The sequence below is a fragment of the Magnetospirillum sp. 15-1 genome (assembly GCF_900184795.1).
Lineage (GTDB): Bacteria > Pseudomonadota > Alphaproteobacteria > Rhodospirillales > Magnetospirillaceae > Phaeospirillum.
The window spans coordinates 1-24,276 of the sequence record NZ_FXXN01000012.1 but is presented as its reverse complement, the minus strand read 5'-3'; the positions used below and the strand labels follow the sequence as shown (position 1 = coordinate 24,276).

Annotated in this window: 23 protein-coding genes and 4 pseudogenes; 15 read left to right on the top strand and 12 right to left on the bottom strand. The window is 63.2% G+C overall.

Annotation, left to right across the window (positions count from 1 at the left end; genetic code table 11):
* Positions 1 to 106: 106 nt before the first annotated feature.
* Together CP958_RS01235 and CP958_RS01230 are read right to left on the bottom strand one after the other, a co-directional pair.
* Positions 107 to 1,291, bottom strand: a complete 1,185-nt coding sequence (locus CP958_RS01235) for a nucleotidyltransferase family protein (RefSeq protein WP_170958789.1) — start codon at positions 1,289 to 1,291, stop codon at positions 107 to 109.
* A complete protein-coding gene (locus tag CP958_RS01230; protein WP_170958788.1) occupies positions 1,288 to 2,163 on the bottom strand; it encodes an alpha/beta fold hydrolase in 876 nt (291 codons plus the stop codon). Before CP958_RS01230 ends, CP958_RS01235 begins: the two co-directional genes overlap by 4 nt.
* An 83-nt stretch (positions 2,164 to 2,246) precedes the next feature.
* Between CP958_RS01230 and CP958_RS01225 the strand changes: the two genes are divergently transcribed.
* From CP958_RS01225 to CP958_RS01185, 9 genes are read left to right on the top strand one after another with little or no spacing between them, the layout of a single operon-like run.
* The gene (locus tag CP958_RS01225; RefSeq protein ID WP_096700205.1) at positions 2,247 to 3,356 is read left to right on the top strand and encodes a hypothetical protein; all 1,110 of its coding nucleotides are present in this window, start codon (positions 2,247 to 2,249) and stop codon (positions 3,354 to 3,356) included.
* The gene (locus tag CP958_RS01220; protein ID WP_096700204.1) at positions 3,356 to 4,459 is read left to right on the top strand and encodes a hypothetical protein; all 1,104 of its coding nucleotides are present in this window, start codon (positions 3,356 to 3,358) and stop codon (positions 4,457 to 4,459) included. Before CP958_RS01225 ends, CP958_RS01220 begins: the two co-directional genes overlap by 1 nt.
* Entirely contained in the window at positions 4,446 to 5,315 is an 870-nt protein-coding gene (locus CP958_RS01215; protein ID WP_096700203.1) for a hypothetical protein, read from the top strand. The genes CP958_RS01220 and CP958_RS01215 overlap by 14 nt, the downstream gene beginning before the upstream one ends.
* Positions 5,308 to 5,487: a hypothetical protein gene (locus CP958_RS01210; protein ID WP_096700202.1), complete on the top strand. Its 180-nt coding sequence runs from the start codon at positions 5,308 to 5,310 to the stop codon at positions 5,485 to 5,487. Before CP958_RS01215 ends, CP958_RS01210 begins: the two co-directional genes overlap by 8 nt.
* On the top strand, positions 5,484 to 5,744 hold the full coding sequence (locus tag CP958_RS01205) for a PqqD family protein (protein ID WP_170958787.1): 261 nt from the start codon (positions 5,484 to 5,486) through the stop codon (positions 5,742 to 5,744). The genes CP958_RS01210 and CP958_RS01205 overlap by 4 nt, the downstream gene beginning before the upstream one ends.
* Positions 5,707 to 6,498, top strand: coding sequence for an ABC transporter ATP-binding protein (locus CP958_RS01200; protein WP_170958786.1), 792 nt, complete (start codon positions 5,707 to 5,709; stop codon positions 6,496 to 6,498). Before CP958_RS01205 ends, CP958_RS01200 begins: the two co-directional genes overlap by 38 nt.
* Positions 6,495 to 7,262, top strand: a complete 768-nt coding sequence (locus CP958_RS01195; protein WP_096700199.1) for an ABC transporter permease — start codon at positions 6,495 to 6,497, stop codon at positions 7,260 to 7,262. The genes CP958_RS01200 and CP958_RS01195 overlap by 4 nt, the downstream gene beginning before the upstream one ends.
* A 12-nt stretch (positions 7,263 to 7,274) precedes the next feature.
* Positions 7,275 to 8,399: a glycosyltransferase family 1 protein gene (locus CP958_RS01190; RefSeq protein ID WP_096700198.1), complete on the top strand. Its 1,125-nt coding sequence runs from the start codon at positions 7,275 to 7,277 to the stop codon at positions 8,397 to 8,399.
* Positions 8,400 to 8,412: 13 nt separating this feature from the next.
* Positions 8,413 to 9,303, top strand: a complete 891-nt coding sequence (locus tag CP958_RS01185; RefSeq protein ID WP_096700197.1) for a glycosyltransferase family 1 protein — start codon at positions 8,413 to 8,415, stop codon at positions 9,301 to 9,303.
* A gap of 216 nt (positions 9,304 to 9,519) precedes the next feature.
* Here CP958_RS01185 and CP958_RS01180 read toward each other — a convergent pair whose 3' ends face one another.
* Both CP958_RS01180 and CP958_RS01175 read right to left on the bottom strand, forming a co-directional pair.
* Complete coding sequence (locus tag CP958_RS01180) at positions 9,520 to 9,876, bottom strand: hypothetical protein (protein ID WP_096700196.1); 357 nt, start codon at positions 9,874 to 9,876, stop codon at positions 9,520 to 9,522.
* A 170-nt stretch (positions 9,877 to 10,046) separates the two neighbouring features.
* Positions 10,047 to 10,810, bottom strand: a pseudogene (locus tag CP958_RS01175) (IS5 family transposase).
* 244 nt (positions 10,811 to 11,054) lie between these two features.
* On the opposite strand from CP958_RS01175, the gene CP958_RS01170 reads away from it, so the two are divergent.
* Positions 11,055 to 11,702 (top strand): hypothetical protein, encoded by a 648-nt coding sequence (locus CP958_RS01170; protein WP_141400376.1) that lies wholly within the window; start codon positions 11,055 to 11,057, stop codon positions 11,700 to 11,702.
* A gap of 26 nt (positions 11,703 to 11,728) precedes the next feature.
* On the opposite strand, the gene CP958_RS01165 is transcribed toward CP958_RS01170, so the two are convergent.
* The 5 genes from CP958_RS01165 to CP958_RS01145 form a co-directional block, all read right to left on the bottom strand.
* On the bottom strand, positions 11,729 to 12,625 hold the full coding sequence (locus CP958_RS01165) for a hypothetical protein (protein WP_096700194.1): 897 nt from the start codon (positions 12,623 to 12,625) through the stop codon (positions 11,729 to 11,731).
* A gap of 256 nt (positions 12,626 to 12,881) precedes the next feature.
* Complete coding sequence (locus tag CP958_RS01160; protein ID WP_096700193.1) at positions 12,882 to 13,259, bottom strand: hypothetical protein; 378 nt, start codon at positions 13,257 to 13,259, stop codon at positions 12,882 to 12,884.
* Positions 13,256 to 14,575: a recombinase family protein gene (locus CP958_RS01155; protein ID WP_096700192.1), complete on the bottom strand. Its 1,320-nt coding sequence runs from the start codon at positions 14,573 to 14,575 to the stop codon at positions 13,256 to 13,258. Before CP958_RS01155 ends, CP958_RS01160 begins: the two co-directional genes overlap by 4 nt.
* Complete coding sequence (locus CP958_RS01150; RefSeq protein WP_096700191.1) at positions 14,572 to 15,015, bottom strand: DUF2924 domain-containing protein; 444 nt, start codon at positions 15,013 to 15,015, stop codon at positions 14,572 to 14,574. Before CP958_RS01150 ends, CP958_RS01155 begins: the two co-directional genes overlap by 4 nt.
* Entirely contained in the window at positions 15,012 to 15,209 is a 198-nt protein-coding gene (locus CP958_RS01145; RefSeq protein ID WP_096700190.1) for a hypothetical protein, read from the bottom strand. Before CP958_RS01145 ends, CP958_RS01150 begins: the two co-directional genes overlap by 4 nt.
* A gap of 211 nt (positions 15,210 to 15,420) precedes the next feature.
* Between CP958_RS01145 and CP958_RS01140 the strand changes: the two genes are divergently transcribed.
* Positions 15,421 to 16,194 carry a hypothetical protein gene (locus tag CP958_RS01140; RefSeq protein WP_096700189.1) on the top strand — a complete coding sequence of 258 codons (774 nt, stop codon included), beginning with the start codon at positions 15,421 to 15,423 and terminating at the stop codon, positions 16,192 to 16,194.
* On the opposite strand, the pseudogene CP958_RS01135 reads toward CP958_RS01140, so the two are convergent.
* Both CP958_RS01135 and CP958_RS01130 read right to left on the bottom strand, forming a co-directional pair.
* Positions 16,181 to 17,387, bottom strand: a pseudogene (locus CP958_RS01135) (IS3 family transposase). The gene CP958_RS01140 and the pseudogene CP958_RS01135 overlap by 14 nt on opposite strands.
* A gap of 61 nt (positions 17,388 to 17,448) precedes the next feature.
* The gene (locus CP958_RS01130) at positions 17,449 to 17,712 is read right to left on the bottom strand and encodes a hypothetical protein (RefSeq protein WP_141400375.1); all 264 of its coding nucleotides are present in this window, start codon (positions 17,710 to 17,712) and stop codon (positions 17,449 to 17,451) included.
* Between CP958_RS01130 and CP958_RS25685 the strand changes: the two genes are divergently transcribed.
* Complete coding sequence (locus CP958_RS25685; RefSeq protein WP_141400374.1) at positions 17,711 to 18,142, top strand: hypothetical protein; 432 nt, start codon at positions 17,711 to 17,713, stop codon at positions 18,140 to 18,142. The genes CP958_RS01130 and CP958_RS25685 overlap by 2 nt on opposite strands.
* Before the next feature lie 33 nt (positions 18,143 to 18,175).
* Positions 18,176 to 20,845 carry a replication initiator protein A gene (locus CP958_RS01125; RefSeq protein ID WP_141400373.1) on the top strand — a complete coding sequence of 890 codons (2,670 nt, stop codon included), beginning with the start codon at positions 18,176 to 18,178 and terminating at the stop codon, positions 20,843 to 20,845.
* Between the two features lie 5 nt (positions 20,846 to 20,850).
* On the opposite strand, the pseudogene CP958_RS01120 reads toward CP958_RS01125, so the two are convergent.
* Positions 20,851 to 21,614 (bottom strand): annotated as a pseudogene (locus tag CP958_RS01120) (IS5 family transposase).
* A 356-nt stretch (positions 21,615 to 21,970) separates the two neighbouring features.
* On the opposite strand from CP958_RS01120, the gene CP958_RS01115 reads away from it, so the two are divergent.
* Together CP958_RS01115 and CP958_RS01110 are read left to right on the top strand one after the other, a co-directional pair.
* On the top strand, positions 21,971 to 23,527 hold the full coding sequence (locus CP958_RS01115; RefSeq protein ID WP_170958785.1) for a glycosyltransferase family 9 protein: 1,557 nt from the start codon (positions 21,971 to 21,973) through the stop codon (positions 23,525 to 23,527).
* Between the two features lie 231 nt (positions 23,528 to 23,758).
* Positions 23,759 to 24,276 (top strand): annotated as a pseudogene (locus CP958_RS01110) (transposase); the annotation flags it as partial.

Here is a 24,276-nt window from a genome sequence, read left to right as displayed (position 1 = left end):
GGGCCTGTCGTTGTTTCAAATATGACCCTGGGTTGATTGTCGTATATATAATAAGGTTGCTTACGGTGTGGTGGGTATCACTCGGTCGCACCGGGAAGCGGGCCGGTCATGGCCGATGACGGCGCCGCAGAATCCATCCCAGCGGCCGCAACGCGGGGTATAGCCAGAACAGGGAATCGGGCAGGCGGATGACCTCCCAGTCGGGCGGCCAGATCAATGTCGCGACCAGCTCCCATGCCTGGTAACGCCACTCGGTCCGCAGCGACAGACGGTGGAGGCGCCCCCACAGGGATTGCCGCCGCAGCCATTCCAGGTCACCCGGGCGAGGGGAATGATTCCAGCGGTTGCCGGCGAAGAAGCGGCGGATGAAGGGGGACAGGGTCCCTGGTGCCGGCAGAAGGGATGCGTCGACCGGCAGGCCGAGCCAATGATGGCATAGGGCAAGGGCGTCGCCGAACGGCCTTGCCAGGCCCATCTCGCGGGCGGTGGCGAGCGCCTGCTTCGCCTGTCGGCCGGGGCGCAGAAGATCCGCCAGATCGGCAAGCCAGCGCAGGCGCTCCCAGCAGTGGCCGGCGCCATGAACGGCCAGATAGACCGGCAGGAGGTGGGCGGGCATCACCGGGACCGCCGTGCCCTCGACCTCCACGAATTCCCTCTGCCGCCAGAGGTCCTCATGCGCCCAAGGCAGAAGGTGGGGGTTTTCCGTCAGGCGCTGATGCAGTTCGACGACCACCTTGGTGTCGCCATGGACGTAGCAGATGTCCTTGATGCGGGCATGTCGGGGACCGGCGGGGTACTCGATGAACGCCGCGCCCTTGCGCCGGTATCCGGCCTGGCGCAGCACCCTGTCCGCCCTTTTCAACTCGGCTGGGGCCACCAGGAGATCGATGTCGCCGAGCCCGCGGCTGGCCGGCGCTCCATAGAGATGGATGGACAGGGCGATGCCCTTGAGGACCAGGACCGGGATTGCGGCGGCCTCGAACCGCTGGACCAGCACGGTCAGCTCGGCGGCCAGCTTGCGGCATTGCAGGCTCTCGACGATCACCTGCCGCTGGAGGTCCTGCACCAATCCTTTGGGAACCACGCCGGGGGCCGCCCGGCCGATGGTGGCTTCAAGCGGGGCGACAAGCCGATGAAACAGCGCTCCCGACCACACCGCGCCCCAATCCCCGACCTTGGCGCAGGTGGCGGCGAATTCCTCTGGTCCCGCTGCCCTCGCCGCCAGGCACAGCAGCCGGAATTCGGGGGCCATGGGGGCGAGCAGGTCGGCGCGATCCATGGCGTGGGTCACGGTGATCGCCAGCCGGGCAACGCGGTGATGGCCGGCAGGCGGGCGAGACGGCCCCAGTCGTCGGCCCAGCAGCAATCGTGCCCGAATTCGGGCAGTTCCATGGCGGGTGTCGCTCCCGGTCCCATCTTGGCCAGAAACGAGCGCATCACATAGGGCGGAACGACCTCGTCGCGGCCCCCCACCAGGTGGACCTGGGGAAGCCCCCGCAGGGCGGCGGCCTGGGTTGCCGGGTCTTCCGAGCCCCATAGCGGCGTGAGCCCCTCGCGCCGGGTCCATTCCCCCAGGTCCAGATTGGCGGCGATGGTGACCAGGGCCGCCACGTCGTCCCGTCTGGCCGCCAGCAGCGCGGCCAGGGCGCCGCCGCCGGAATACCCCACCAGGATCAGCCGCCGCGCGCCGGTTCGTCGCTTCAACTGCGACAGCGCATCGCCGACGGCCGCGATGACTTCGGGGGCATAGCGGTGGCTGGTCCAGTACCGGGGGGTACAGGCCGCGACCAGGGAATACTGGCACGGCCGGCCCAAATAGGCGGCCTGTCCCCCGGGATGGGACAAGGCCAGTCGCAGGCCGTAGGGATCATTGGGGGTGGGATCGGGGGAGCTCCGGCCATTGCCCAGAAAGGCCAGACCGTCGCCCTCGAGATAGACGGTCAGGGTCTGGCTGCCCTGGGCCGATGGACCTGTGGCGCTGGCCAGGGCGAACGGCCCCGCCGTCAGGAGCCGGTAGTCCCAGCCGGCCGCCGCCGCCATGGCCGAGGCCTTCTGCTGGCGCGGCAGGAAATACGCGCCGCAACCGGCCAGCAGCAGGCAGGCCGCGCCGAGACCCGCCGTCATCGCGGCCCAGACGCCCGATCGCGGCACCATGGCGCTCATCAGCCGATTCTCCTTCCTACGCCACCAGCATGATTGCAGCATCGTCTTGGAGGCTGCACATTCGGGGGCACGACGGAGGGGGCATGGAAGAATACGGTACGGACAGGGTCAAGGTGTTTCTGGCTGGTGATCCGCTGGCCGGCTACTTTGTCGAGCGGAAAGACCTCCATGCCGCCTGCCTGATCCGGGCGGCGCGCCGGCGGGGTATCGATGGCCCAAGACTGGACGCGGTCACGGATTGCGAGGGCGAGCCCTGGCTGCGTCTGGGCCTGGACGACAAGGTGGCCTATTTCAAGCAGGGACGGCTGATTGTCGGTCCCCCCGGCGTCGGGCGGGAGGATTGCCGGCACATCAACGGCATGCTGGTGCCCGTCACCAACCACAAGCAGGTCTCCAAGGATCTGTTCACCATCCTGGGCTTTCCCGTGCCCGAGGGGCGCCTGTTCCGTGCCGAGAACGAGGAGGATGCGATCGCCTACTGCCGGGGGCTGGGCGGTCCGATCTGCATCAAGTCCAACGGGCGGGGCAAGGGCACCGACGTTTTTCCCAATCTGAGCGAAGAGGCGCACTGGCGGCGGGCATTTCGCCAGGTGACGGCGCGCGGGCGTGTCGTGCTGGTGGAGCGGTCCTGGGCCGGCGCCGCCGTGCGTTTCCATTACATCCATCCCCGGGTGGCCGGGGTGCGCATGGACCTGCCGGCCAATGTGGATGGCGATGGCGTGTCCACCATCGGGCAACTGATCCAGGCGAAAAATATGGAGAAGGTGCGCCGCACCGGCCATGTCCCCATCGCCATCGATGACGACCTGATGTTCCACCTGGAGCGTCTGGGGCTTGGGCTCGACCATGTGCCGCCGGAGGGAGTCCGGCTGTTCCTGCGTTCCGTGTCCAACGGCTACAGGGGGGGCGACGGCATCAATTGCCGCGACCTCCTGCACCCCAGCTATGTCGAGAAGATCGAAGGCCTGTGCAACGCCATCGCCGGGCTGCGGGTGACCGCCGTGGACACCAAGATTCTGGACCCCACCGCTCCGGCCGCCGACGGCAATTACGTGGTTCTGGAGGCCAACAGCAGTCCCGGAATGGTGCCCTTTCACTTCCCCTGGCAGGGGGAGCCCCAGGATGTGGCCGGCGCCCTTATGGATGCGTTGCTCCTCCCCGACTGGGCGGCGCCCGCCCCCATTGTCGCCTGATGACGGTTCGCCCGATCCTGTCGGCCTTCCAATCCGATGGGCTGGCCCTGGACTTCGCCCGCAAGGGCGACCTTCAGGTCGCCTGCCTGTGTCAGGCGGCGCGTGCCCTGGAGCTGCCGGCTCGGGCTCTTCGTCACGAGGCCGCGCCGGGCGGCGCGGTCAACCCGGGCTGGTGGCTGGCCGTCGACCTGCCCGACCGCATCGCCCATTTCCAGGCCGGAAGAATACTGGTCGGCCCGCCCGGCGCTCCCCTGCAGGACTGCCGTCACCTCAACGCCGGCTGCCGGCCGATGACCATCGACAAGCTGGCATCGAAAATCGTGCTGGGGATTCTCGGTTTTCCGGTGCCCGAAGGCATGGCTTTCCCCCCGCATGAGGCCGGGGCGGCAATAGCCCACGCCCTGTCGCGCCGCCGCCCGGTGTGCCTGAAGCCCGTGGACGGCAGCCTGGGGGAAAAGGTCTTTCCCAACCTGACGGATCCTGACGCCATCGGGGACGCGGCGGAGCGCATCGCGGCCGCGGGGAAGCGCCTTCTGGTGGAAGACCATGTTCCCGGCCAAGCCGTCCGTTTTTTCTATATCCGTCCCCGGGTGGTCGGAATCCGCGTCGACCGCCCCGCCCATGTGGAGGGTAACGGCCGGTCGACAATCCTTCGGTTGCTGGCCCGCAAGAACCGGCTGAAATACAGGAAAACCGGCCAGGGGCCGGTGACCATCGGCGAGCTGGAAAGAGGAATGCTGGCCCGTCAGGGACTCGACGAGACGAGCATTCCCGCCCTGGGCCGGCGGGTGCACCTGCGCGAGGCGTCGAACGCCGCCATGGGAGGGGACAGTCTGGTGGGGATCGTCGGACAGCACCCCGGCTACGCCAGCCACATCGAGCGCCTGTGTCAGGCCTTGCCGGGAATGCGGATCGCCGCGGTGGATGCCATCCTGTCGCGCCCGGACGAGCCTCCGGGCGTGGGCAACTGGGCCATCCTCGAGCTCAACGGCAGCCCCGGCATGGTCCAGTTCCGCTTTCCCTGGGCGGGCGAGCCGCTGGACCTGGCCCCGGCGATCCTGCGATCACTGCTTCCCGGCGGGGGGTGCCATGACGGGGGGTGAACTGCGCTTTCGACTGCTCACCCATGAGGTGGAAATCTCGTGCGATTCGTCCGAGTTGCTCCACTCGCTGCGCTTTCTCGCCCAGGATGCCGAACAGGGCGGAGACGCCATCGCCCGGATACATTTCGCGGTCGAGACGCGGTCACCGGGACGGCTGGTGGTGTCGGCCGACGGGGCACCGGCCGGTATCGCCCTTGATCCCGACGGTGCCCGCGACCTGATTTACAGCGTCCTGCACCAGGCGGTGCACGATAGCCTGGCGCCGCACATGCGGGTTCATGCCGGCCTGGCCACCCTGGATGGGCGCCGCGTGCTGTTCGTCGGCCGCAAGGGGGCGGGAAAGACCACGCTGATGCTGGGCCTGCTGGCTGACGGGGTGGAGGTCCACGCCGACGAAATGGTGCTGATCGACGACAGGCTGATGGCCACGCCGTGGCCGCGTCGCTTCCATGCCCGCGAGGGCACGTTCCGGCTGATTCCCGGCCTCACCGCCCTGCGGCCCCACCTGCCGGCCCAGCCCGATCCGGACGGGAAGACCGTGCGGGCCATATCTCCCCGCGATCTCGGCCGTCCATGGCGGATTTCCACCGGCTTGGTGGACGACATCGTGTTCATCCGGCCGGCCCATGGGCAGTCATCCAGGATCGCCCCCCTCGAGGCGACCAAGGCGGTGCGGCGCCTGACGCGCCGAACCACCTTTCCCGACCGGTCCATCACCTGGCTTTCGGCGCCGTTTCGCCTGATTCATTGCTCGAGGACGTTCCTCTTGTATAATGGCTCCCTTGAGGAATCGAAGACGCTACTGTTTGATCTGTTCCGTGGTTCTTGTCGGGCGGGAGATTCAGCGAATGGATGACGAGAAGGTGCTTGAACGGGTCGACCCCAAGCGGCGCAAGTTCATGAAGCGTCTGCTGGCCGGTTCGGCCTTCGCGGTGCCGGCCATGGTGTCCTTCGACATGGATTCCATCAACGTCCATGTGGGCAGCACCGCCTATGCCGCTGGATCGGGCGGGGGCGGCGAGGGGTGACGCCAGGGCTTCCGCGCAGGCGTGACGATCTGGAAGTCGCCGAGGCGGCCGGCGGCATCGTGGTGCACGATGCCGGGCGTGGCCGGGTACACTATCTCAACCCTATCGCCATGTTGATTTATGAATTGTGCGACGGCGAGACGGCGGTGGGCGATATCGTCCGCTTGCTTGCGGAGGCCTATGGCCCGCAACCGGCGCTGGAGGAGCAGGTTGAACGCTATGTCACCCTCCTGCGGAACGAACACCTCGTCATCTGACAGCACGGTCATCAGCCTTCACAGGGTCAGCAAGAGCTTTCCCGCCAGCCGGAAGGGCGGTGGCGTCAAGGCCGCGCTGTACTCCCTGCTGCGGCGACGGCCGGAGCGGATTGCGGCCCGCCACGTGGTGCTGGAGGATATCTCCCTCGACATCGGCAGGGGCGAGGCGGTCGGGATCTTCGGCCCCAATGGCTGCGGCAAGACCACCCTTCTCGCCCTGATGGCCGGCGTGACCCGGCCCTGCGCCGGCCAGGTCCGGGTGAGCGGACGGGTCGTGCCCCTGCTGAAACTCGGTGCCGGCTTCCATCCCGACCTTTCCGGCCGCGACAACGTGCTGCTCAACGGCGTGCTGCTGGGGCTGCGGCGCCGCGAGGTGGCCGCGCGCTTCGACGAGATCGTGGAATTCGCCGGGCTGGAAGATTACATCGACGAGCCCGTCTACACCTATTCCTCGGGCATGGTCGCCCGGCTGGGTTTTTCGGTGGCCGTCAATGCCGATCCGGGCATCATCTTGCTGGACGAAACCCTGGCGGTGGGGGACGTGGAGTTTCGCCGCCGCTGCGAGGAGCGGCTGCGCCGCCTCAATGCCGACGGGGTCACCCTGGTCATCGTCAGCAATCTGGTGGATGACATCCTGGCCAATTGCCGGCGGATGATCGCTGTGGGCCGGCACCGCATCACCCATGACGGGCCGCCGGGAGATGTCCTGGCGGCATTGGGCCTGCTGCCGCCGGCGGCGGATTCCCTGCCATGACGGGAACAAGCAGCCGTCTGGCCGAAATGGGCCTTGTCATCGCCGCCATGCAGATCAAGGTGCGCTACAAGAATTCGTGGCTCGGCTATCTTTGGTCGCTGGGCCATCCGCTGGGCCTGACCCTGGTCTTCGCCTTCGCCTTTCATGTGGTGCTGCCGCTGGGCCGGGAGGATATGGTGGCTTTTCTGGTGAGCGGCCTGTTCGCCTGGCATTGGGCGGGCAATTCGGTGGTGGCGGGGACGAGGGCCTTTGCCGGCAACCGCGACCTGATCAAGAAAGTGCGGTTTCCCCACTGGCTGCTGGCGGCCGGGCAAGTGCTGCAGGACGGCTGGCAGTTCGCCGCCTCGCTGCCGGTGGTGGCGGTGATCCTGGCGGTGTACGGCATCCATCCCCAATGGGACTGGCTGCCCGGCATCGTTGTGCTGTTCACCATCCAGGCCGTCGTGCTGCTGGGCCTGACCCTGCTGGTGGGCAGTCTGAACATGGTGCTGCGGGACATGGAGCATCTGGTCCGCGTCGTGCTGGCCTTCCTGCTGTACTGCACGCCGGTGATCTACCGGCTCGATCAGGTGCCCGCCGGATGGCGGGGCATGATGATGCTCAATCCCCTTGCCGGCCTGATGGAGGCCTGGCGAAGTCTGTTGCTGGAGGGGACGCTGGCCTGGCCATTGATGATGGTGGCCTCGCTGCATGGCTTGGTGTGGCTGCCCGTGGGAATTGCCGTGTATCGGCGGCTGTCTCCCCATTTCTACGACCATGCGTGAGGCGGGCTGACCATGCGGGTCCTGGTGGATGCCTCCTGCCTCATGCCGCCCCTGACCGGGGTCGGGCACTATGCGAGGGCCATCATCGAGCGCCTGCCCTCGACCCTCGGACATGCCGAATGGCGCTATTTCACCGGATTGGGCTGGAACCGGAACCTGCGTCCGCCGCCCAACCTCTCCGGCAGCCTGCTGCGGCGGGTGCCGGGGGCGAGACTGGCCTGGCATGCCGTGCGGGCCGGATTGTGGCGGCTGGGCAAGCCGGTTGTGCCGGGCGGGCGGGCGGTGTGCTTCGCGCCCAATTTTCGCCCCACCTATTCGTTCGAGCCCTGTGTGCCGGTGGTTCACGACCTGTCCTTCATTCGCCATCCCGGCACCCATCCTCCCAGCCGTCTGGCCTGGCTGGCCGGTCTGGGCGCCGTGCTGGAGGCCGCGCCACGGATCATCGCCGTTTCCCCCTTCACCGCCCGCGAGCTGGCCGGGCATTACGGCGTGGCGCCCGAGAAGATCCGGGTGGCGCCGCCCGGATTGCGGCCGTCCCTGCTGGAGAGCGCACCGGCCGGCCCGGCGGCGTTGGCGGAGCTGGGACTGGTCGAGCGGTCCTATTTCCTTTGTGTCGGCACCTTGGAGCCGCGCAAGAACCTGAACACCCTGGTCGCTGCCTATGCCCGCCTGCCGCAGGCCCTGCGGCAAAGAGTCCCCCTGGTGCTGGCGGGGGCCAGCGGCTGGGGCGAGTGGGGCGGCGGTCGCCCGTGGCGTGACCTGATGGCCAGGGGCGAACTGCGCCTGCTGTCCTATGTGCGCGAAGACCTGCTGCCCGGCCTCTACGGCGCGGCGTTGGCCCACTGCACGCCGTCGCTCTACGAGGGCTTCGGCATGCCGGTAGCCGAGTCCCTGTGCCGGGGCAGCCCGGTCCTGGTGTCCGATGCCGGTGCCCTGCCCGAGACGGCGGGGCCGGGCGGCCTCATACTGCCCGCGCTCGATGTCGAGGCGTGGACGGCGGCCCTGGCGCGCATCGCCGAGGACGAGGAGCTGAGGGGCCGCTTGTCCGAGGCCGGGCGGCGGCATGTCCTGCGATATTGCTGGAATGCCAGCGCCGCCCTGGTCGGAGCGGCGCTGGCCGAGGCCTGGGCGGCCTGAGGCGGGGAGAGCGATGAAGGTCCTGTTCGTCCATGCCAGGCCGCTGCCGTCCACCAGGGGGGGGGCCGAACTGACGCTGTCCCAGCTGATGGCCGAACGGCCGGCCGGGGTGGAGGTCTTTGCCGTGACACCCGACGCAGACCCTGGGCTCGACCGCTTCGATGCGGTGGTCATCGCCGGATTGCGGCCCGAGGGCGGCCTGGGAGAGGAGGCGGAATACGCCTTCGCCGACCTGTGGGCGACGCGCCTGCGCGGCTATTCCGGCCGGAGCGTGGTCTCCGAGCATGACGTTCAGCCCTGCGCCATGCGCGATGCGCGCTGTGTCCGGGCCGAGCCCCTGGGCTACCTGGGCTGTCGCTGCGGCCGCGCTATTCCCGATGCCTTTCGCCGCCTCTACCGGAGCTGTTCCGTGGTCCGCTTCCTGTCGCCGGGCCAAAGGCGGGTGATCGGCTCGATCATCGCGTTACCGCGCGACACCCGCGTCATCGCCCCCCCCATCGACCTGGAGCGCTTTCGCGTTATGGTGCCCTGGGCCGACCGCCCGGACCGCGCCCTGGCCTTCGCCGACCCGCTGCGCCACAACAGCCCCGAGGCCGAGTCCATAATGCGGGCGAACGGGCTGGACATGGACGTCCTGGCCTATGGCGCGGTGGAGTACGAGGCCATGCCGGCGCTGCTGAACCGTTACCGCCATGTGGTCATGGCCCCGGTGGCCTATCATGGCTTCGGGCGGCTGGCGGCCGAAGCCATGGCCTGCGGCTGCAAGGTCCTGGGGAACGGGCGAGTGGGCGCGCTGACCTGGGCTGATCCGGTGGAGGCGGCCCGACAGGGTTCGGCCGCGTTCTGGCGGATGGTCCTCGAACCCGAACCCGGGGGAGGGGGGAGGCTGGCCCGCTGGCTGTGAGTTTCAATAAGGTTGTAGAATCTTGTCAGGAAGGTCGTGGAGAGGCGGGATATACCGCGATAGACCGCGACTTGGCGGGATCGGCCCCCCTGAAATGCTAAGGGTCTGTCCGGTCCACCCGGCAGGCCCTTATCTGAGGAGAGGGGAGGGTTGGTGGACAACCTGCTCCTCAGCAGGCTTCACAATATGCTCTCCGATTGTCGCTTTCAAGAGCGGCTACTTGCGCCGTCGCCGAACTCGGTCCCAATAGCGGTGAATGCTGGACCGTGAAGGCGAGTTCTTGGCTCCGAACTCCTTCACACATTCAGTCGCCAACTCGTCCAGGGTCAGTCTCCCCAAACGTTCGTCAATGAAATTGCGCAATTCCTTGTTGCCGTCGATCCGGTTCCGGTAGCCCTTGTGGGCTGGCCGCTCGGTTTGCCAATAGCGGACGATTTTCGAGCGCGACCAAGCCCTGTCCGGTCCGAATTTCTCTAAGCAAACCTCTGCCATTTCACTGTAGGTCGCCAGCCGATGTAGCTGGTCAACGAACTCCCTCACTTCCTCGTCATCGTAAACATTGGTCTTGGGCATGGCTTGCCTTATGTAGCGCTCTGGCTCTCGGGGGGCTCTGACGCTCTGTGTGCAAACGAAGAGATTTCGTGTGCACGGTTATTGGTTGCGTACCATTCGGACATAGCGCGCGGTACATCCGACCGCGCGGGCGGCCTCTGTGGTGTTCAGGTGGCTAGGCCGTAGACTCATTACGCGGCGCACCAAATGCGCAGGGCGACGAGCTTTACGGCGGCGAGGAAATTCCGTGGGTCTTTGTCATAGCGGGTGGCGATCCCCCGGAAGTGTTTGATCTTGTTGAAGAAGCGTTCGACCAGATTGCGCTGGCGATAGACCCAGGCGGAAAAGGCGAAGGTGCCCTTGCGGTTGGACCTGACCGGGATGTTGGCCCAGGTCTTGTTCTTCTCGGCCAAGGCCCGAATGGCGTTGCTGTCATAGCCCTTGTCGGCCAGCAGGGTTGAGCCGTCGCCCAAGGCTCCATCGAGCAAGGCTTCGGCCTCGACGCTGTCGTGGACCTGCCCGGCGGTCAGGCGCAGGGTGACGGGACGGCCTTCCGCATCGACGAGCGCGTGGATTTTGCTGGTGAGCCCCCCACGGGAACGTCCCATGCTGCCATCGTCGAGAGCCCCTTTTTTCCCGTGGCCCCGTGTTGGTGAACGCGGACACAGGTCGAGTCGATCATGATGATGTCGCCATCGTAAGCCTTGGAGATTTCCTCCAGAAGCCGGTCCCAGACGCCCGCCTTGCGCCAGCGGACGAACCGGTTGTAGCAGGTGGTCGATGGGCCGTAGCGCTCGGGAACTTCCGCCCAAGGCGAGCCCGTGCGGAACCGCCACAGGATACCGTTCAGGACCCGACGGTCATCAACCCGAGGCACGCCGCGAGGCTTGTTCGGAAGCAAGGGCTCGATGATCGACCATTCGTGATCCGTCAACTCGTACCGCCGCCGTGCCATCAATGCCCTCCGTGCCAGAGGGAATCGTTGAATCACGACGCGCGACGAAGGGGAAGCCTGTTTATGAGTTTACGGCCTAGCCTCGCCGAGGGCGATCAGGCAAGCCGTTTGGGCTGTCGAAGGGCCGACCAAATGGCGGTTCATCGAAGATCCGGACCTGACCACCTCCTACGAGATCCTCCATCACCTTCAAGGCGGAGTCTTGGACCGCTCAGGTGCCGTCGAGGGGGCACTGGCCGGGCTGATGACCAAGGGCTCCGAGCGAGACACTGAAGTGGGGTTCCGCGAGATCACGGGCCTGGCGGCTTCCAAGGGCCGGTTCATCGGCAATCTGTCGCGCCTGTGGCCGACTTCTGATTCGATCAGCAAGCTGGAACCGAGCGCCGACAACATCGCCATGATCCGGCAACGGGTCTGGGCGGAGTCTGGCTGTGTCCGGGAAGGGCGCTTCAACCTGTACGAAGAAAGTTGGAGCGGCAGGCTGATCGCTCGCAACTGCGGCACGGCCAGGAGGATCGCCTGGCTGCACCACTATTCCTTCCTGGACCGGTCACCGATCCCGGCCAGGATCACCCCGCTGGTCCTCGACCTGGCGGCGTTGAAGGTGCTGACCGAGGACTATTGGATCGCCCTGCTGCCCACGGACGACGGCGCCTGGAAGCTGGCATCGAAGCTGGGAGAGATCGGCGTCCGAGGCACAGAGAACGTCGGGGTTGTCTGGTCGCCAGCTTGCCCCGACCAAGATGACCGAACCCGCTGGTCGATGCTCGCCTGCGACCGGACCAGCCGACGATACGCCGATATCCGCCTGGGTTTGATGGACTCTGCCATCCCCGTTTTCGACCTGTCGCAGTGGCTGACGGCGGTCGTGGGCGGTCGGGAAAGGCCGTGACCGACCTCTCCCCCGTTGCCCCAGACCTATGTCAGTTCCCGCACGCCATCCAGAACCCTGGCGGCACCTTTGACGTCGATGTACTCATCCTGGATCAGTATCGGTAGAACGTCGGCCAGCCGCGGAAGCGCCGTGACGCCGTAGTCCGCGAGCATCCGCTCGGCGGCCTCTCTGGCCGGGCCATAGGACCACGGCCCATCCCCTTCCCGGAACCAATGCCGTTCTCGGAACGCCGACACATCTGATGTTGGCTTGAGCCTCTCCACCTTGCCGTCGGTGATTCGCCAGAGAGGGAGATAGTCGCGGGAAAACAGCACCCGGCTGCCATCCTTCTTCTCCATCCAGCCATACGGTAGCCAAAAGCGCCGGGGCACGAAGTCTTCCATCCGGGTACGGGGGACGACCGCTTCGAACGTGGCGCATACGCCATTGGAAGTCGAGTGGTCGATGAAACCTACGCCGCCACTGGATTTGCGCCACCAACGGGCCTCGGTTTTGGAAAAACCCGCGCTCTTGATGCGGAAGATCGCTCCAGGATGGCGACCTGCCTGCCAGGGAATTGGCCCAGCCCGCCAACAAGCCGTCCGGATGGCTTCGTGGTCTTCGCGGGTGAACGCACGATTCCCGCTCAGCCTCATGTCGGGCAAGGTGGCCTGCACGTCGCCGTCTTGGACGTTCAACGCCGCTGCCAAGCTGCGCGACATGGCGACGGCCCGTTCCCGGAAGGCGGCCTCTGTCAGGAGTTCGTCCAGTACGCTCGGCTCGGCGGCGGCGTGGCTGATTTCAAGCTCGTGCCAGTCGCGGTAGCCGCAGGCCACAGCAATGGCCCGCTGAATGCGGGCTAATTGCAGTTCAGGAAAAGCCGCAGAAAGGCGCTTCGCGGCCTTCTTCGGACGGGTCAGATTCGGGAAGTGATAACGCATGCCATCCTCCTTCTCGCGCCGGAGAAAGACGTGTCCACTTGGCCCTGGGCGCTCGAAAAGAGAATGCCAGGAGATAAAGACCCTTGCCCCGAAGGCTTCGCCAAGTGTGGACGGCACGGCCGGTCAGCCGATGCCCAACAATATCAACGGGCGATCATCGCTGCAATATCGGCGCTCTGTGGTCTGCAGCACGGCAGGCGTCGGGCTGAAGCGTGGCCACCGGCATGGCGGGCGTCCAGGTCTGGCGGTAAAGCATTCATCCACCCAGACCCAACACCCGCCGCTGCTCCGCCCACTCCGCCGGAAACGGCTCCAGCAAAGCCCGTACGGTGAGCTTCTCGGGCTGCCGTCCGGCGAGAATGGCCTCGACGATGTCGGGGGCCAGCAGGGTCAGGCGGAGGACGCGGCTGGCGAAGGCACGGTCGACACATTCGGCCTTGGCCAGTTCGTTGATGGAGGCATGGTGCCCGGATTCCAGCAGGCGCCGCCATCGGAAGGCTCGTGCAAGCGACCGAACGATGGGGCTGTCGACCGGCACCCGTGTCTCGGGATTATACAGGCTGCCATCGGGCAGGACGATGCGCTTGCGTCCGCCGATGCGGCGGAAGGTCATGGGGACGAACACGGTGGTCATGCCGCGGCCCTCCGCCCCTTGGCGGGTTTCAGTTCGCCGGCAAGCTGGGCCAGCCCCTCGGTGCGCAGCGCGATGCGGACGCCGTCGGTGGAGATATCGACGCGCTGGACCAGAAGCTGGAGGATGCGGGCCTGCTCGGCGGGGAACAGTTCGTCCCAGAGGGGATCAAGCTGGCCCAGGGCGGCGGCGACGTCCTTCTCCGTCATGGCCTCGCCCTCGGCGCGGACGCTTTTCCAGGTGCGGGCCACCATCTCCGGGGTGCGCAGCAGCGAGCGCAACTGATCGATCACCGCGTTCTCGACCTGGGCGGCGGGGACGCGACCGACCGGACAGGCCTCGGGGCCTTCCTTGATGATGCTGGTGGTGACGTAATAGCGGTACAGCCGCCCCTTCTTGCGGGTGTGGCTGGGAGTCATGGCGCGGCCGCCGGGGGCGAAGATCAGCCCCTTCAGCAGGGCCGGCGTCTGCACCCGCGTGCGGTTGGCGCGGACACGGGGGGAAACCTCGGTGATGGAGCGGACCTTGTCCCATAGGGCCTGATCAATAATGGGCTGGTGTTCGCCGTCGTAGGCCACGCCCTTGTGGACCGCCTTGCCGATATAGAGCGGATTGGCCAGCATCTTGTAGAGGCCGCCCTTGTCCAGTTTCTTGCCGCGGCGGGTGACGCCCTCGGTGGCCAGTTCCCGCACCAGCATGGTGGCGGAGCCGAGGCGGACGAAACGTTCGAAGATCATGCGGACGATGGCGGCTTCTTCCTCCACCACCAGCAGCTTGCGGTCGGCGCAGCGGTAGCCGAAGGGCAGCGGCCCGCCCATCCAGATTCCCTTGCGCCGTGAGGCGGCGACCTTGTCGCGCACCCGCTCGCCAATCACCTCGCGTTCGAACTGAGCGAAGGACAGCAGGATGTTGAGCGTCAGGCGGCCCATCGACGTGGTGGTATTGAACGACTGGGTGATGCTGACGAAGGTGACGTCGTTGCGGTCGAACACCTCGACCAGCTTGGAAAAATCCATCAGCGAACGCGACAGGCGGTCGATCTTGTAGACCACCACCACGTCGACCAGCCCGGCCTCGATGTCGGCCAGCAGACGCCTCAGGCCGGGGCGTTCCAGGGTGCCACCGGAGAAGCCGCCGTCGTCGTAATGGGTTGGCACCAGCACCCAGCCTTCCGCCTTCTGGCTGGCGACGTAGGCTTCGCAGGATTCCCGCTGGGCATCGAGGCTGTTGAACTCCATCTCCAACCCCTCCTCGGTGGACTTGCGGGTGTAGACGGCGCAGCGCAGCTTGCGGATCGGCTTGGGCGCGGCGGTCTTCATGCCCCCTTCCTCCAGTTCTTGAGGCCGAAGAAGGCCAAGCCGTTCCAACGGGTGCCGGTGATGGCGCGGGCCACCGCCGACAGCGACTGGTAGGGGCGGCCCTGGTATTCGAAGCCATCCTCGCGGACGGTGACGCAATGCTCGACGCCCTTCCATTCCCGCACCAGCCTTGTGCCGGCGATGGGCCGGTCCAGTTCCTTCTTGCGGCGGCCCTTGGTGGTGTCGAAATCCTCGGCCATGTTTTCGAGGCGGGCGATGGTGGTGACCGCCAGCCCGCCATAGGCCAGTTCCTGAAGGCGGTAAGCCAGCCGGCTTTCCAGGAAAGTGCGGTTGTAGGGCGGTGCCTCGACCTCGAACAGGTCGCGCCACAGCGACTTCAGGTCCGGGATTGGTGCGGTCTTCAGGGCGGCAAGGCGGGCCAGCAGGGGTTCCTCGGTCATGATTTCCTCCGTCGGTTGACGGGGACATGACCGCTCTGGCGGGCCGTGAAGTCGACGGAACTCTCTCCGCGGTCAGCAGATAGACGACTGGACTTCCGCGCCTTCAGCCGGATCAGGCCGACGGCCAGGATGTCGGCGACCTCGTCCAGGCGCTCGGCGGCGGTCATGCGGTCGGGAGACAGAGCATTGTGCATCGGTGGGGTCCGCAATCCTTCGCTGGGGTCGTTCGCCCCGGCAAGGTGGTTCTGCCGCCAACCTACCGCCGTGCTTTCAGCAGGAACAACCCAGCGGCGGACACTTCAGAAATGGAAGGGGTATTGGCGTAGATTGGCGTAGGGGCGATGCATGACATGGCCGAGAGCCGTGATATCCTGCCGATAGGTTCATCGGCATGCAGGTCTCCAGATGTTCCGCATGAAGAAATGCGTCAGGGAATTCGAGGAAGAGATCCTCGCGCTTTCCGATCTGGATGACATCCGGACAGCGACGAAGACAGCCATGGCACGCCTTGATCTGCCTCATTTCATCTATGCTTGGTCACACTCTCCCTATCTTGACCGCCTACACATGCATGAGAACTCGTTTTTCTACAGCATAAGCGAGGACTTTCAGACTCGATACGTGGAGGATGGCCTGTTCCAGTATGACGTCCTGATCCATGCTGTCCGAGGAACGCTGTCTGATCCGCGCCTGGGGAGACGGACTCAGATCAAATGGTGGACGATTCCGGCTGAACTGGTCAGTGCCGAGTCGGTCTTTCTGGAGGAAATGAGCATGTCGAGTTTCTCGGCCGGCATGACGCGCCGGTTTGAGAACTACCAGAAGATATTCATTGCCGGCGCGAGCATCATCGGGCAGGACCGGCCGGCCAGCGAGTTCTGGCATGCATTCAATCGAAATGGGGAGGACGGGTTCTATATCCTCCGCACCTATCATGACGTCTTTCATGACATCCTCAGGGAGACCACCCCGGCGTCCGTTTATCAGCGCGAACACTGGGAAATCGCTCAGGCGATCCATAGGGGAGAAACGCATCCGCACGATGCCCAGGTCCGAAAGGTGATGACCGACGAGCAGATCCGAGCATCTGTGACCTCGCCGAATTTTGAGCACACCCCGTCCTATGACAGGATAAAGCTGAGGGGAGTGACCTGCCTTGGAAGTTTCATCCGGCCGTAAGTAGAGCCTTGGGCGAAGTTACGCCGTGTGGCGCGGTCTGAGCAATGGGGCCGGGCTCGGAGCCCCGGAGGGGCGGAGAGGCCGGCCCCATTGCTTTGAGTTTGGCAGCGTGGGCCGCCGGTGTCTGGTAGCCCAGGGCCGAGTGCGGCCTGGTCGTGTTGTAGTCGGCGACCCAGGTGGCGATGACGGCGCGGGCCTGGGCCATGCTGGTGAACACCGTTTCGTTGAGCAGTTCGTCGCGCATGCGGCCGTTGAAGCTCTCGACGAATCCGTTCTGCATGGGCCTGCCGGGGGCGATGTAGTGCCATTGCATGCAGTGGTCCTGCGCCCATTTCAGCACGGCGTTGCTGGTCAACTCGGTGCCGTTGTCGGACACGATCATCTCCGGCTTGCCGCACCGGGCCACCAGCGCCGTCAGCTCGCGGACCACCCGTACGCCCGAGATCGAGGTGTCGGGCACCGAAGCCAGGCACTCCCGCGTCACGTCGTCGACGATGTTGAGCACGCGGAAGCGCCGCCCGTTGTCCAACTGGTCATGGACGAAATCCAGCGACCAGCGGGCGTTGGGCTTGGCCTCCACCAGGATCGGCGCGCGGGTGCCGATGGCCTTGCGCCGAGTGCGGCGCTTGCGCACCGCCAGCCCTTCCTCGCGGTAAAGCCGGTAGATGCGGGTGATCCCTGACGACTCCCCGTCGCGCCGCAGCAGGATGAACAGCCGTCGATAGCCGAACCGGCGACGCTCCTGGGCAAGCCCGCGCAGGCGGTCGCGCAAGGCACTGTCGTCCGGCCGGATCGAGCGGTAGCGGATCATGGTGCGATCCGCTGCGATGACCGAGCAGGCCCGACGCTCGCTCATCTCGAAAGCATTCCGCAGATGGGCGACAGCTTCCCGCTTGGCGGCGGGCCCTACCATTTTTTTCCCAGAAGATCGCGGAGCGCGGCCTCGTTCAGCATGGATTCCGCCAGCAGCTTCTTCAGCCGGGCGTTTGCTGCGCTGCCCTTCGGGTCTCATCCTCAAGCGCCTTCAGCCGCCGCGCCTCCGACACCTCCAGGCCGCCATACTTGGCCTTCCATTTGTAGAAAGTGGCGCTCGAAATGCCGTGCCGGCGGCACACATCCGCCGTCCCCGCCCCGGCCTCCTGCTCCTTCAGGATGCCGATGATTTGTTCTTCACTGAACCTGCTGCGCTTCATGTCGTCCGTCCTCTGATGGGCCGGACTCTACTTCAAACTGGAGGAAGATTTCCAAGGCAGGTCAGACGACGCTTAGAATGGTGTTGCGTGCGCTCTGGGCGTCATCCCGGGGGCCGGGAGTGAAAACCCCTTCATGATTGATGTCGTCCGCTGGGCGGATGTAGCGATAGGCTAGCCGAATGAGACGTAGGAGCAGGGCTGGCGTAAATTCTGGATGCTTCAGGTCGATCAGGAGGTCTCCATGATCGCCAAATAGAGCGGCGAACCAGTTGACTGCCTGTCCGCTCTTGGTCGGCCCCAATTGGCTAAGTCGACGTTCGAGCATGGTTATTCCCCATTGGCTTGAAAGCCTGACGGAAGCACATCCGGATGCGGTTAAGCAGACACTTAGCCCCGATCTCCAGGAAGAGCTTGATGCCATTGTTGGGCCAGAGGGATTCCCAACTTTTCTTCAGGATCTAAGCCACGCTCCCGCCGCAGTTGCGAACCTCTTTGTTCCATGTTTGCGGACCTGGCTTGAGACAAACTCCCGACGTCTCCGGAAAAATGAGAATGAATCAGTGGCGCTTAGTCGCCTGCGGCACGTGATCAAAATATTACTTGCACACGATGATGACGCTGGTTCGTATATCCAGGGAATAGCAGCCGACAATCTCTCGGGCAGAAAAAAAGTGCCATTTATGCTTCTTTGGCTGAGCCTGTTGATGCGACTAGATCCTGATGCAGGAACGCCGTTGAGCTCGATCTGCGTGTAGCGGGCTGCAAGCGCGGCTTCGTCGGCCGATAGCTTGGGCGCCCAATCGGGGTCTTCTGCTTCGGCGGTGATTGCCGCAAGGCCGCACTGCCAGCGAATGAGGAATGTATTTTTTTCTGCCTTGTTGCGCTCTATCCGCAACGTGGGGCGATCATTTCGCCAGATGGGCCGCATACGGGCGGCTGTCGAGATTGCCCTGAATGCTTGGCTTTTCCGGGCGATCGTCAGCGAGAGACGGATACTCACGATCGACCCTGACTATTTCGGCCTGTCCATGGGTCTAGAACGCAGGCTTTACGATCTGGCCCGAAAGCATTGCGGTCACGGTAACCGCTGGGATGTCGGGATGCCGCTGCTTCGGGCCAAGTGCGGCTCGGATATCCGGATCGACGCTTCGGCCCGTCGCGGTCTTGCGGGCCAATGGTTGCTCGATCCCTACGACCTGACTGTGGATGCCGATGCGGCATCTTCCATCAGCGGCAGCCTGAATACCGGCACCAATGTTTCGCTGCTGACCACCGCCAACGGCACCTCGGGTCCCGGCACCGCCAGTTCCGGCAGCGGTGATATCATCGTCGCTTCGGCTCTGGGCTGGACCGGCAGCGGCAATCTGTCGCTCAGCGCCTATCGCAACATTCAGGTCAATGCCGCCGTCACCCATGGCGGCAGCGGTCTACTGAATATGACCCCGGATAATACGGGTATCGGGACGGGGAATGTGCTGACGGGCAGTAATGGTTCCGTCACCTTTACCGGGACGGGGGGGCTGAGGATCAGTGGGAATGATTACACGCTGATCAGAACAGTAGAGCAGCTCCAAGCGATCAATTCTGATGGTTATTATTCTACTGGAAATTATATTAATGGCTATTATGCATTGGCGAATAACATTGATGCGTCTATGACGTCATCATGGAATAATGGTGATGGATTCCGGCCGATTGGCTATGTCCCCAATGGTAACAACGTAAGCCCGCAGATTTTTTATGGGTTTATTGACGGCCTTGGACATAGCATATCTGATATGACAATGTCATATGGCAGCGGGTACTATATTGGCCTTGTTAGCATCATTAGTCAATATAGCGGAGTTCGAAATTTATTCCTTAACAGTGCCCGCATTACAGGAAATATTACTGTTGGCGGATTGTCGGGCCAGAATGATGGCTATATAATTAATAGCGGCGTCTCTGGCGCTGTTAGGGCAACAGGAGGTCAGGCTGGCGGTATAGCTGGAATAAATGGAGGATCAATTCGCAATGGATACACATCTGGTACCGTATATAGCCCTGGAAACAATGTCGGCGGATTGTCGGGATCAAATTCACGAGAAATTAGTGAAAGCATGTCAACGGCAACAGTAGAAGGCGCATATAATACGGGAGGATTGTCCGGTCAGAATACGGGGGCAATCAGCAATAGCTTGTTTTTTGGCGCATTAACTGGTGGCCCATATATTGGTGGACTTGCGGGGGCCAATGCAGGATCAATTAGTGACAGCTTTTCCTCTGGATCAATATCGCCAACGGATGCATCTGCACACGGTGGGTTGGTCGGATGGAGTCTAAATACGGCAATCACCAACAGCTTTTGGAACGTTGAAACCACCGGCCAAAGCACCAGTTCTGGTGGCGGTACCGGCCTGACTACCGCCCAGATAAACAACCCAACCACCTTCATCAACGCGGGATGGGATACCTCCGTCTGGAATTTGACGGCGGGCAGCGCTCCGACCCTCAAGTCAGTCGCTTCAGCCAGTAACGGAAGTGGAGGCGGAAACAACAGCAACCCCGGCAATGGCGGGGGTGGTAATGTCGATCCCAACCCGCCCCAAAACAACAATCCCTTGATTGGGCTTGATGCTCAGGGGTTGTATGCAACTATCCTTTCCAACAACTGGGCCGATTCCTACAGCACCAACAGCTACTGGCTGGCGGTGAAAACCGCCAATGGCGGCACGGCGACAGCCGCCCAGATTCAGGCAGATGTCATGCTCAATGCCTGGAATCGCTATAAGGGCTACACCGATCCGCAGGCGCTCGCCAATCAACTCTATAAAGATGTGCTCGACGGTTACACCGTCCGGGATGTGGCTATCACCAATGATCCGAATAACTTACTGTGGAGCGGATCATATGGCAGCAGCCTGACCCGAGGCGAAGGCCAAATCCGCGCCAACATCATGATCCAAGCCTATCGGAAGTTCGGAAACGCCAGCGCTGACGAAATCTTCGCCGCGTTGTTGTATCCGACCGCGACCCTGGCCGGCATCACAGACCCGCAACCCTTCACCAACAACTCCAACAATACAGTCTGGCGCGGCATCTATGGCTCGGACATGCTGGCCTCGGACGCACAGCGAGTTGCGGACCTGATGGCGAACATCCGGGGCAACCTTTATAACGATGCGGACCTTTTGGTTAGCGCCATGCGTGCTGGCATCGTTCCCTTAAATAGCCCGCAATGGGACGCTCTGAAGGACGGTTGGGGAACCGGCACCCTTCGCCTGTCTGCTGTTCAAAATGCCGCACTCGACAAGCTTCAGCAGCAAAACGCCGAAGATCGCGCCAAGGAGGAAAACAAAGATCGGGGCGACAAGGATAATCGAAATATCGGTCAGAATCCGCTGATTGGCTTCGAGAAGCCGAAGGCCGACAAGGCTCCTTATGAGGAGATCGCTCCGCTGCCAAACGCTAGGCCGTAGACTCATTACGCGGCGCACCAAATGCGCAGGGCGACGAGCTTTACGGCGGCGAGGAAATTCCGTGGGTCTTTGTCATAGCGGGTGGCGATCCCCCGGAAGTGTTTGATCTTGTTGAAGAAGCGTTCGACCAGATTGCGCTGGCGATAGACCCAGGCGGAAAAGGCGAAGGTGCCCTTGCGGTTGGACCTGACCGGGATGTTGGCCCAGGTCTTGTTCTTCTCGGCCAAGGCCCGAATGGCGTTGCTGTCATAGCCCTTGTCGGCCAGCAGGGTTGAGCCGTCGCCCAAGGCTCCATCGAGCAAGGCTTCGGCCTCGACGCTGTCGTGGACCTGCCCGGCGGTCAGGCGCAGGGTGACGGGACGGCCTTCCGCATCGACGAGCGCGTGGATTTTGCTGGTGAGCCCCCCACGGGAACGTCCCATGCCGCCATTGTCGAGAGCCCCTTTTTTCCCGTGCCCCCGTGCTGGTGAACGCGGACACAGGTCGAGTCGATCATGATGATGTCACCATCGTAAGCCTTGGAGATTTCCTCCAGAAGCTGGTCCCAGACGCCCGCCTTGCGCCAACGGACGAACCGGTTGTAGCAGGTGGTCGATGGGCCGTAGCGCTCGGGAACCTCGGCCCAAGGCGAACCCGTGCGGAAGCGCCACAGGATGCCGTTCAGGACCCGACGGTCATCAACACGGGGCACGCCTCGGGGCTTGTTCGGCAGCAAGGGCTCAATGATCGACCATTCGTGATCCGTCAACTCGTACCGTCGCCGCGCCATCAACGCCCTCCATGCCAGGAGGAATCGTTGAATCACGGCGCGGCACGAGAGGGAAGCCTGTTTATGAGTTTACGGCCTAGTGCCGCCGTCGCCGGCCACCCGGGCCGCGAGGGCGGCGCGGGTCTGGGCCGGACTCTACTTCAGGCCGGAGGACGATTCCCGTGGCACATCGGTTTATGTGTTCATGTGTCAATGAGAAGGGTATCGTTGGCTCTCAGGGCATCTCGGCTTGATGCTGGTGAAGGTGGGGCGATGTCAAGCTAGGAAGCTCACCGAAAACGCTCCGCCTTGGGACAAGTAGTGCTCCACTATTGCTTGCCCCGGGACGGATGAAAGCTCCATCGGGGGAGAGTGGGTTGAAGATAAATCTTGGATGCGGTCGCGATTATCGGCCTGGCTGGCTGAATGTGGATTTTTTTGGAGCAGCCGATCCGGATCTTGTGTTCGACCTGGAGAAAACCCCCTGGCCCATCGAAGATAATTGCGCGGATATTATTCTGCTCAAACATGTTCTGGAGCATCTCGGGCGGGACTCGATATCTTTCCTCAATATAATCTCCGAGATTTATCGTATCGCCAAGCCGGACGGCATCATCGAAATCCATGTGCCTCATCCGGCACATGCGGATTTTCTCGGCGACCCCACACACGTTCGCCCGATAACTCCCGAGATGTTCCAGTGCTTTAATCTTAGCCTGGTTGAGCGGTGGCAAGCGTCGAAGCTTCCGGGGACGCCACTGGCAAAATACATCGAGGTGGATTTCGAAACGACGAACGTGGAGTCGTTTTTCGATCAGTATTGGATGGATATCCTGAATAGCGGGAAGCTAACCCAGGAAGATCTGGCCCACAATGCCCGCTCCAATATGAATGTTGTTCAGTGGACCCGGATAACTCTCAGAGCCCGCAAACCATTCCACCACGGGAGGTCGCTCGAACACCTGGGGGCGATCTGCCTCGAGCGCCATGGAGGAATGGGCGATGTCTTGATGACATTGGGGGCGGCAAAGGCCCTGAAGGAAATCTCCGGGAAGCCTATATATCTCCTTACGGTGCCACAATATAAGGATCTTGCGGAGTCTTGCCCATACTTGAGCGGGGTTTTTACCGGCGATGATGAGCTGGGTATCCTTTACGACAGGTATGGGGATAGCGGGGGTGTGCACCGGGCAAACCTCAATCCTGCGGCGTTTGGCATAGCAGGCAAGCATCAGATCGATGCCTATCTCGATTACTTCGGCCTAACCGCGTCTCCGGAGATGAAGGACATTGTCCTGGAGACCGACCGTGGGGAAATGGAATCCGAAAGTATTTTGGCGGGCTTTCCGGCGGTCCCTGCCGGAAAGAAAAGGATTTTGCTGCATGTGGCGAAAGGAGATTTGAATCGGACGTGGGATATCGGGAATTGGTCGGCCTTATGCGATAAAATACTGCGGCAAGGTCATCAGGTCATTGCAATCGGTAATTCCAACGACGTTCCCGGCCGTGGTGCTTATACCCTTGAGGTCCCTGGACTGTTAAACGCCGTCAATCGACTGAGCCTCTTCGGCACGCTGTCGTTGATGAAAAAATCCGATGTGCTCATTTCAACGGATAGCGGCCCCGTCCAGCTCGGTGGCGCCACGGATATCCACATCATCGGTATCTACAGTGTGGTTCTGGGGCGGAGCAGGCTACCTTACCGAAAAGGGGCGGTCGCATGGAACAGTACCGCCATCAACCCCGAATGCGGCTTCAGCCCGTGCTATAATTGGCTGTCCGATGCCGACGCCCTGGCTTCCTCCGGCATTACGGATATAAACCGGATTTTTTCGGATTGGTGTATTTCCGAGAATAAATATAACTGTATGGAAGATGATGCGACGGTGGATTCTGTTCTGACCGCCCTATTCGATTTCATTGGATGGGGATGATGACCCTCCCCCCGTGAATGGCTCCAGGTTGAATGTAATAATTCAACGAACCATGAAGGGGACATTCGATGCCGAAGAAGAGACATACAGCTGAGGAGATCATCGGCAAACTGCGTGAGGCTTGACCTGCTATGGAACTTGGACGCCTCCGGAAACTCGATTTTGACTGACCTGCCTTGAGAAATCTCCTCCAGTTTGAAGTAGAGTCCGGCCTATCAAAGGACGGACGACATGAAGCGCAGCAGGTTCAGCGAGGAACAGATCACCGGCATCCTGAAGGAGCAGGAGGTCGGGGCAGCGACGGCGGATGTGTGCCGCAGGCACGGCATTTCGAGCGCCACGTTCTACAAATGGAAGGCCAAGTACGGCGGCCTGGATGTGTCGGAGGCCCGGCGGCTGAAGGCGCTTGAGGATGAGACCCGAAGGGCAGCGCAGCAAACGCCCGGCTGAAGAAGCTGCTGGCGGAATCTATGCTCAACGAGGCCGCGCTCCGCGATCTTCTGGGAAAAGAATGGTAGGGCCCGCCGCCAAGCGGGAAGCTGTCGCCCATCTGCGGAGTGGCTTCGCGATGAGCGAGCGTCGGGCCTGTGCAGTGATCGCGGTGGATCGCACCATGATCCGCTACCGCTCCGTTCGGCCCGACGACAGCGGCCTGCGCGACCGCCTGCGCGGGCTTGCCCAGGAACGCCGCCGGTTCGGCTATCGACGACTGTTCATCCTGCTGCGGCGCGACGGTGAGCCGTCGGGGA

What these genes read in the sequence shown, in the direction of transcription:
- CP958_RS01230 (WP_170958788.1), bottom strand. Translation starts at nt 2,163, where the DNA reads ATGAGCGCCATGGTGCCGCGATCGGGCGTCTGGGCCGCGATGACGGCG.
- CP958_RS01225 (WP_096700205.1), top strand. Translation starts at nt 2,247, where the DNA reads ATGGAAGAATACGGTACGGACAGGGTCAAGGTGTTTCTGGCTGGTGAT.
- CP958_RS01220 (WP_096700204.1), top strand. Translation starts at nt 3,356, where the DNA reads ATGACGGTTCGCCCGATCCTGTCGGCCTTCCAATCCGATGGGCTGGCC.
- CP958_RS01215 (WP_096700203.1), top strand. Translation starts at nt 4,446, where the DNA reads ATGACGGGGGGTGAACTGCGCTTTCGACTGCTCACCCATGAGGTGGAA.
- CP958_RS01210 (WP_096700202.1), top strand. Translation starts at nt 5,308, where the DNA reads ATGGATGACGAGAAGGTGCTTGAACGGGTCGACCCCAAGCGGCGCAAG.
- CP958_RS01200 (WP_170958786.1), top strand. Translation starts at nt 5,707, where the DNA reads ATGTCACCCTCCTGCGGAACGAACACCTCGTCATCTGACAGCACGGTC.
- CP958_RS01195 (WP_096700199.1), top strand. Translation starts at nt 6,495, where the DNA reads ATGACGGGAACAAGCAGCCGTCTGGCCGAAATGGGCCTTGTCATCGCC.
- CP958_RS01190 (WP_096700198.1), top strand. Translation starts at nt 7,275, where the DNA reads ATGCGGGTCCTGGTGGATGCCTCCTGCCTCATGCCGCCCCTGACCGGG.
- CP958_RS01185 (WP_096700197.1), top strand. Translation starts at nt 8,413, where the DNA reads ATGAAGGTCCTGTTCGTCCATGCCAGGCCGCTGCCGTCCACCAGGGGG.
- CP958_RS01180 (WP_096700196.1), bottom strand. Translation starts at nt 9,876, where the DNA reads ATGCCCAAGACCAATGTTTACGATGACGAGGAAGTGAGGGAGTTCGTT.
- CP958_RS01170 (WP_141400376.1), top strand. Translation starts at nt 11,055, where the DNA reads ATGACCAAGGGCTCCGAGCGAGACACTGAAGTGGGGTTCCGCGAGATC.
- CP958_RS01165 (WP_096700194.1), bottom strand. Translation starts at nt 12,625, where the DNA reads ATGCGTTATCACTTCCCGAATCTGACCCGTCCGAAGAAGGCCGCGAAG.
- CP958_RS01160 (WP_096700193.1), bottom strand. Translation starts at nt 13,259, where the DNA reads ATGACCACCGTGTTCGTCCCCATGACCTTCCGCCGCATCGGCGGACGC.
- CP958_RS01155 (WP_096700192.1), bottom strand. Translation starts at nt 14,575, where the DNA reads ATGAAGACCGCCGCGCCCAAGCCGATCCGCAAGCTGCGCTGCGCCGTC.
- CP958_RS01150 (WP_096700191.1), bottom strand. Translation starts at nt 15,015, where the DNA reads ATGACCGAGGAACCCCTGCTGGCCCGCCTTGCCGCCCTGAAGACCGCA.
- CP958_RS01145 (WP_096700190.1), bottom strand. Translation starts at nt 15,209, where the DNA reads ATGCACAATGCTCTGTCTCCCGACCGCATGACCGCCGCCGAGCGCCTG.
- CP958_RS01140 (WP_096700189.1), top strand. Translation starts at nt 15,421, where the DNA reads ATGTTCCGCATGAAGAAATGCGTCAGGGAATTCGAGGAAGAGATCCTC.
- CP958_RS25685 (WP_141400374.1), top strand. Translation starts at nt 17,711, where the DNA reads ATGGTTATTCCCCATTGGCTTGAAAGCCTGACGGAAGCACATCCGGAT.
- CP958_RS01130 (WP_141400375.1), bottom strand. Translation starts at nt 17,712, where the DNA reads ATGCTCGAACGTCGACTTAGCCAATTGGGGCCGACCAAGAGCGGACAG.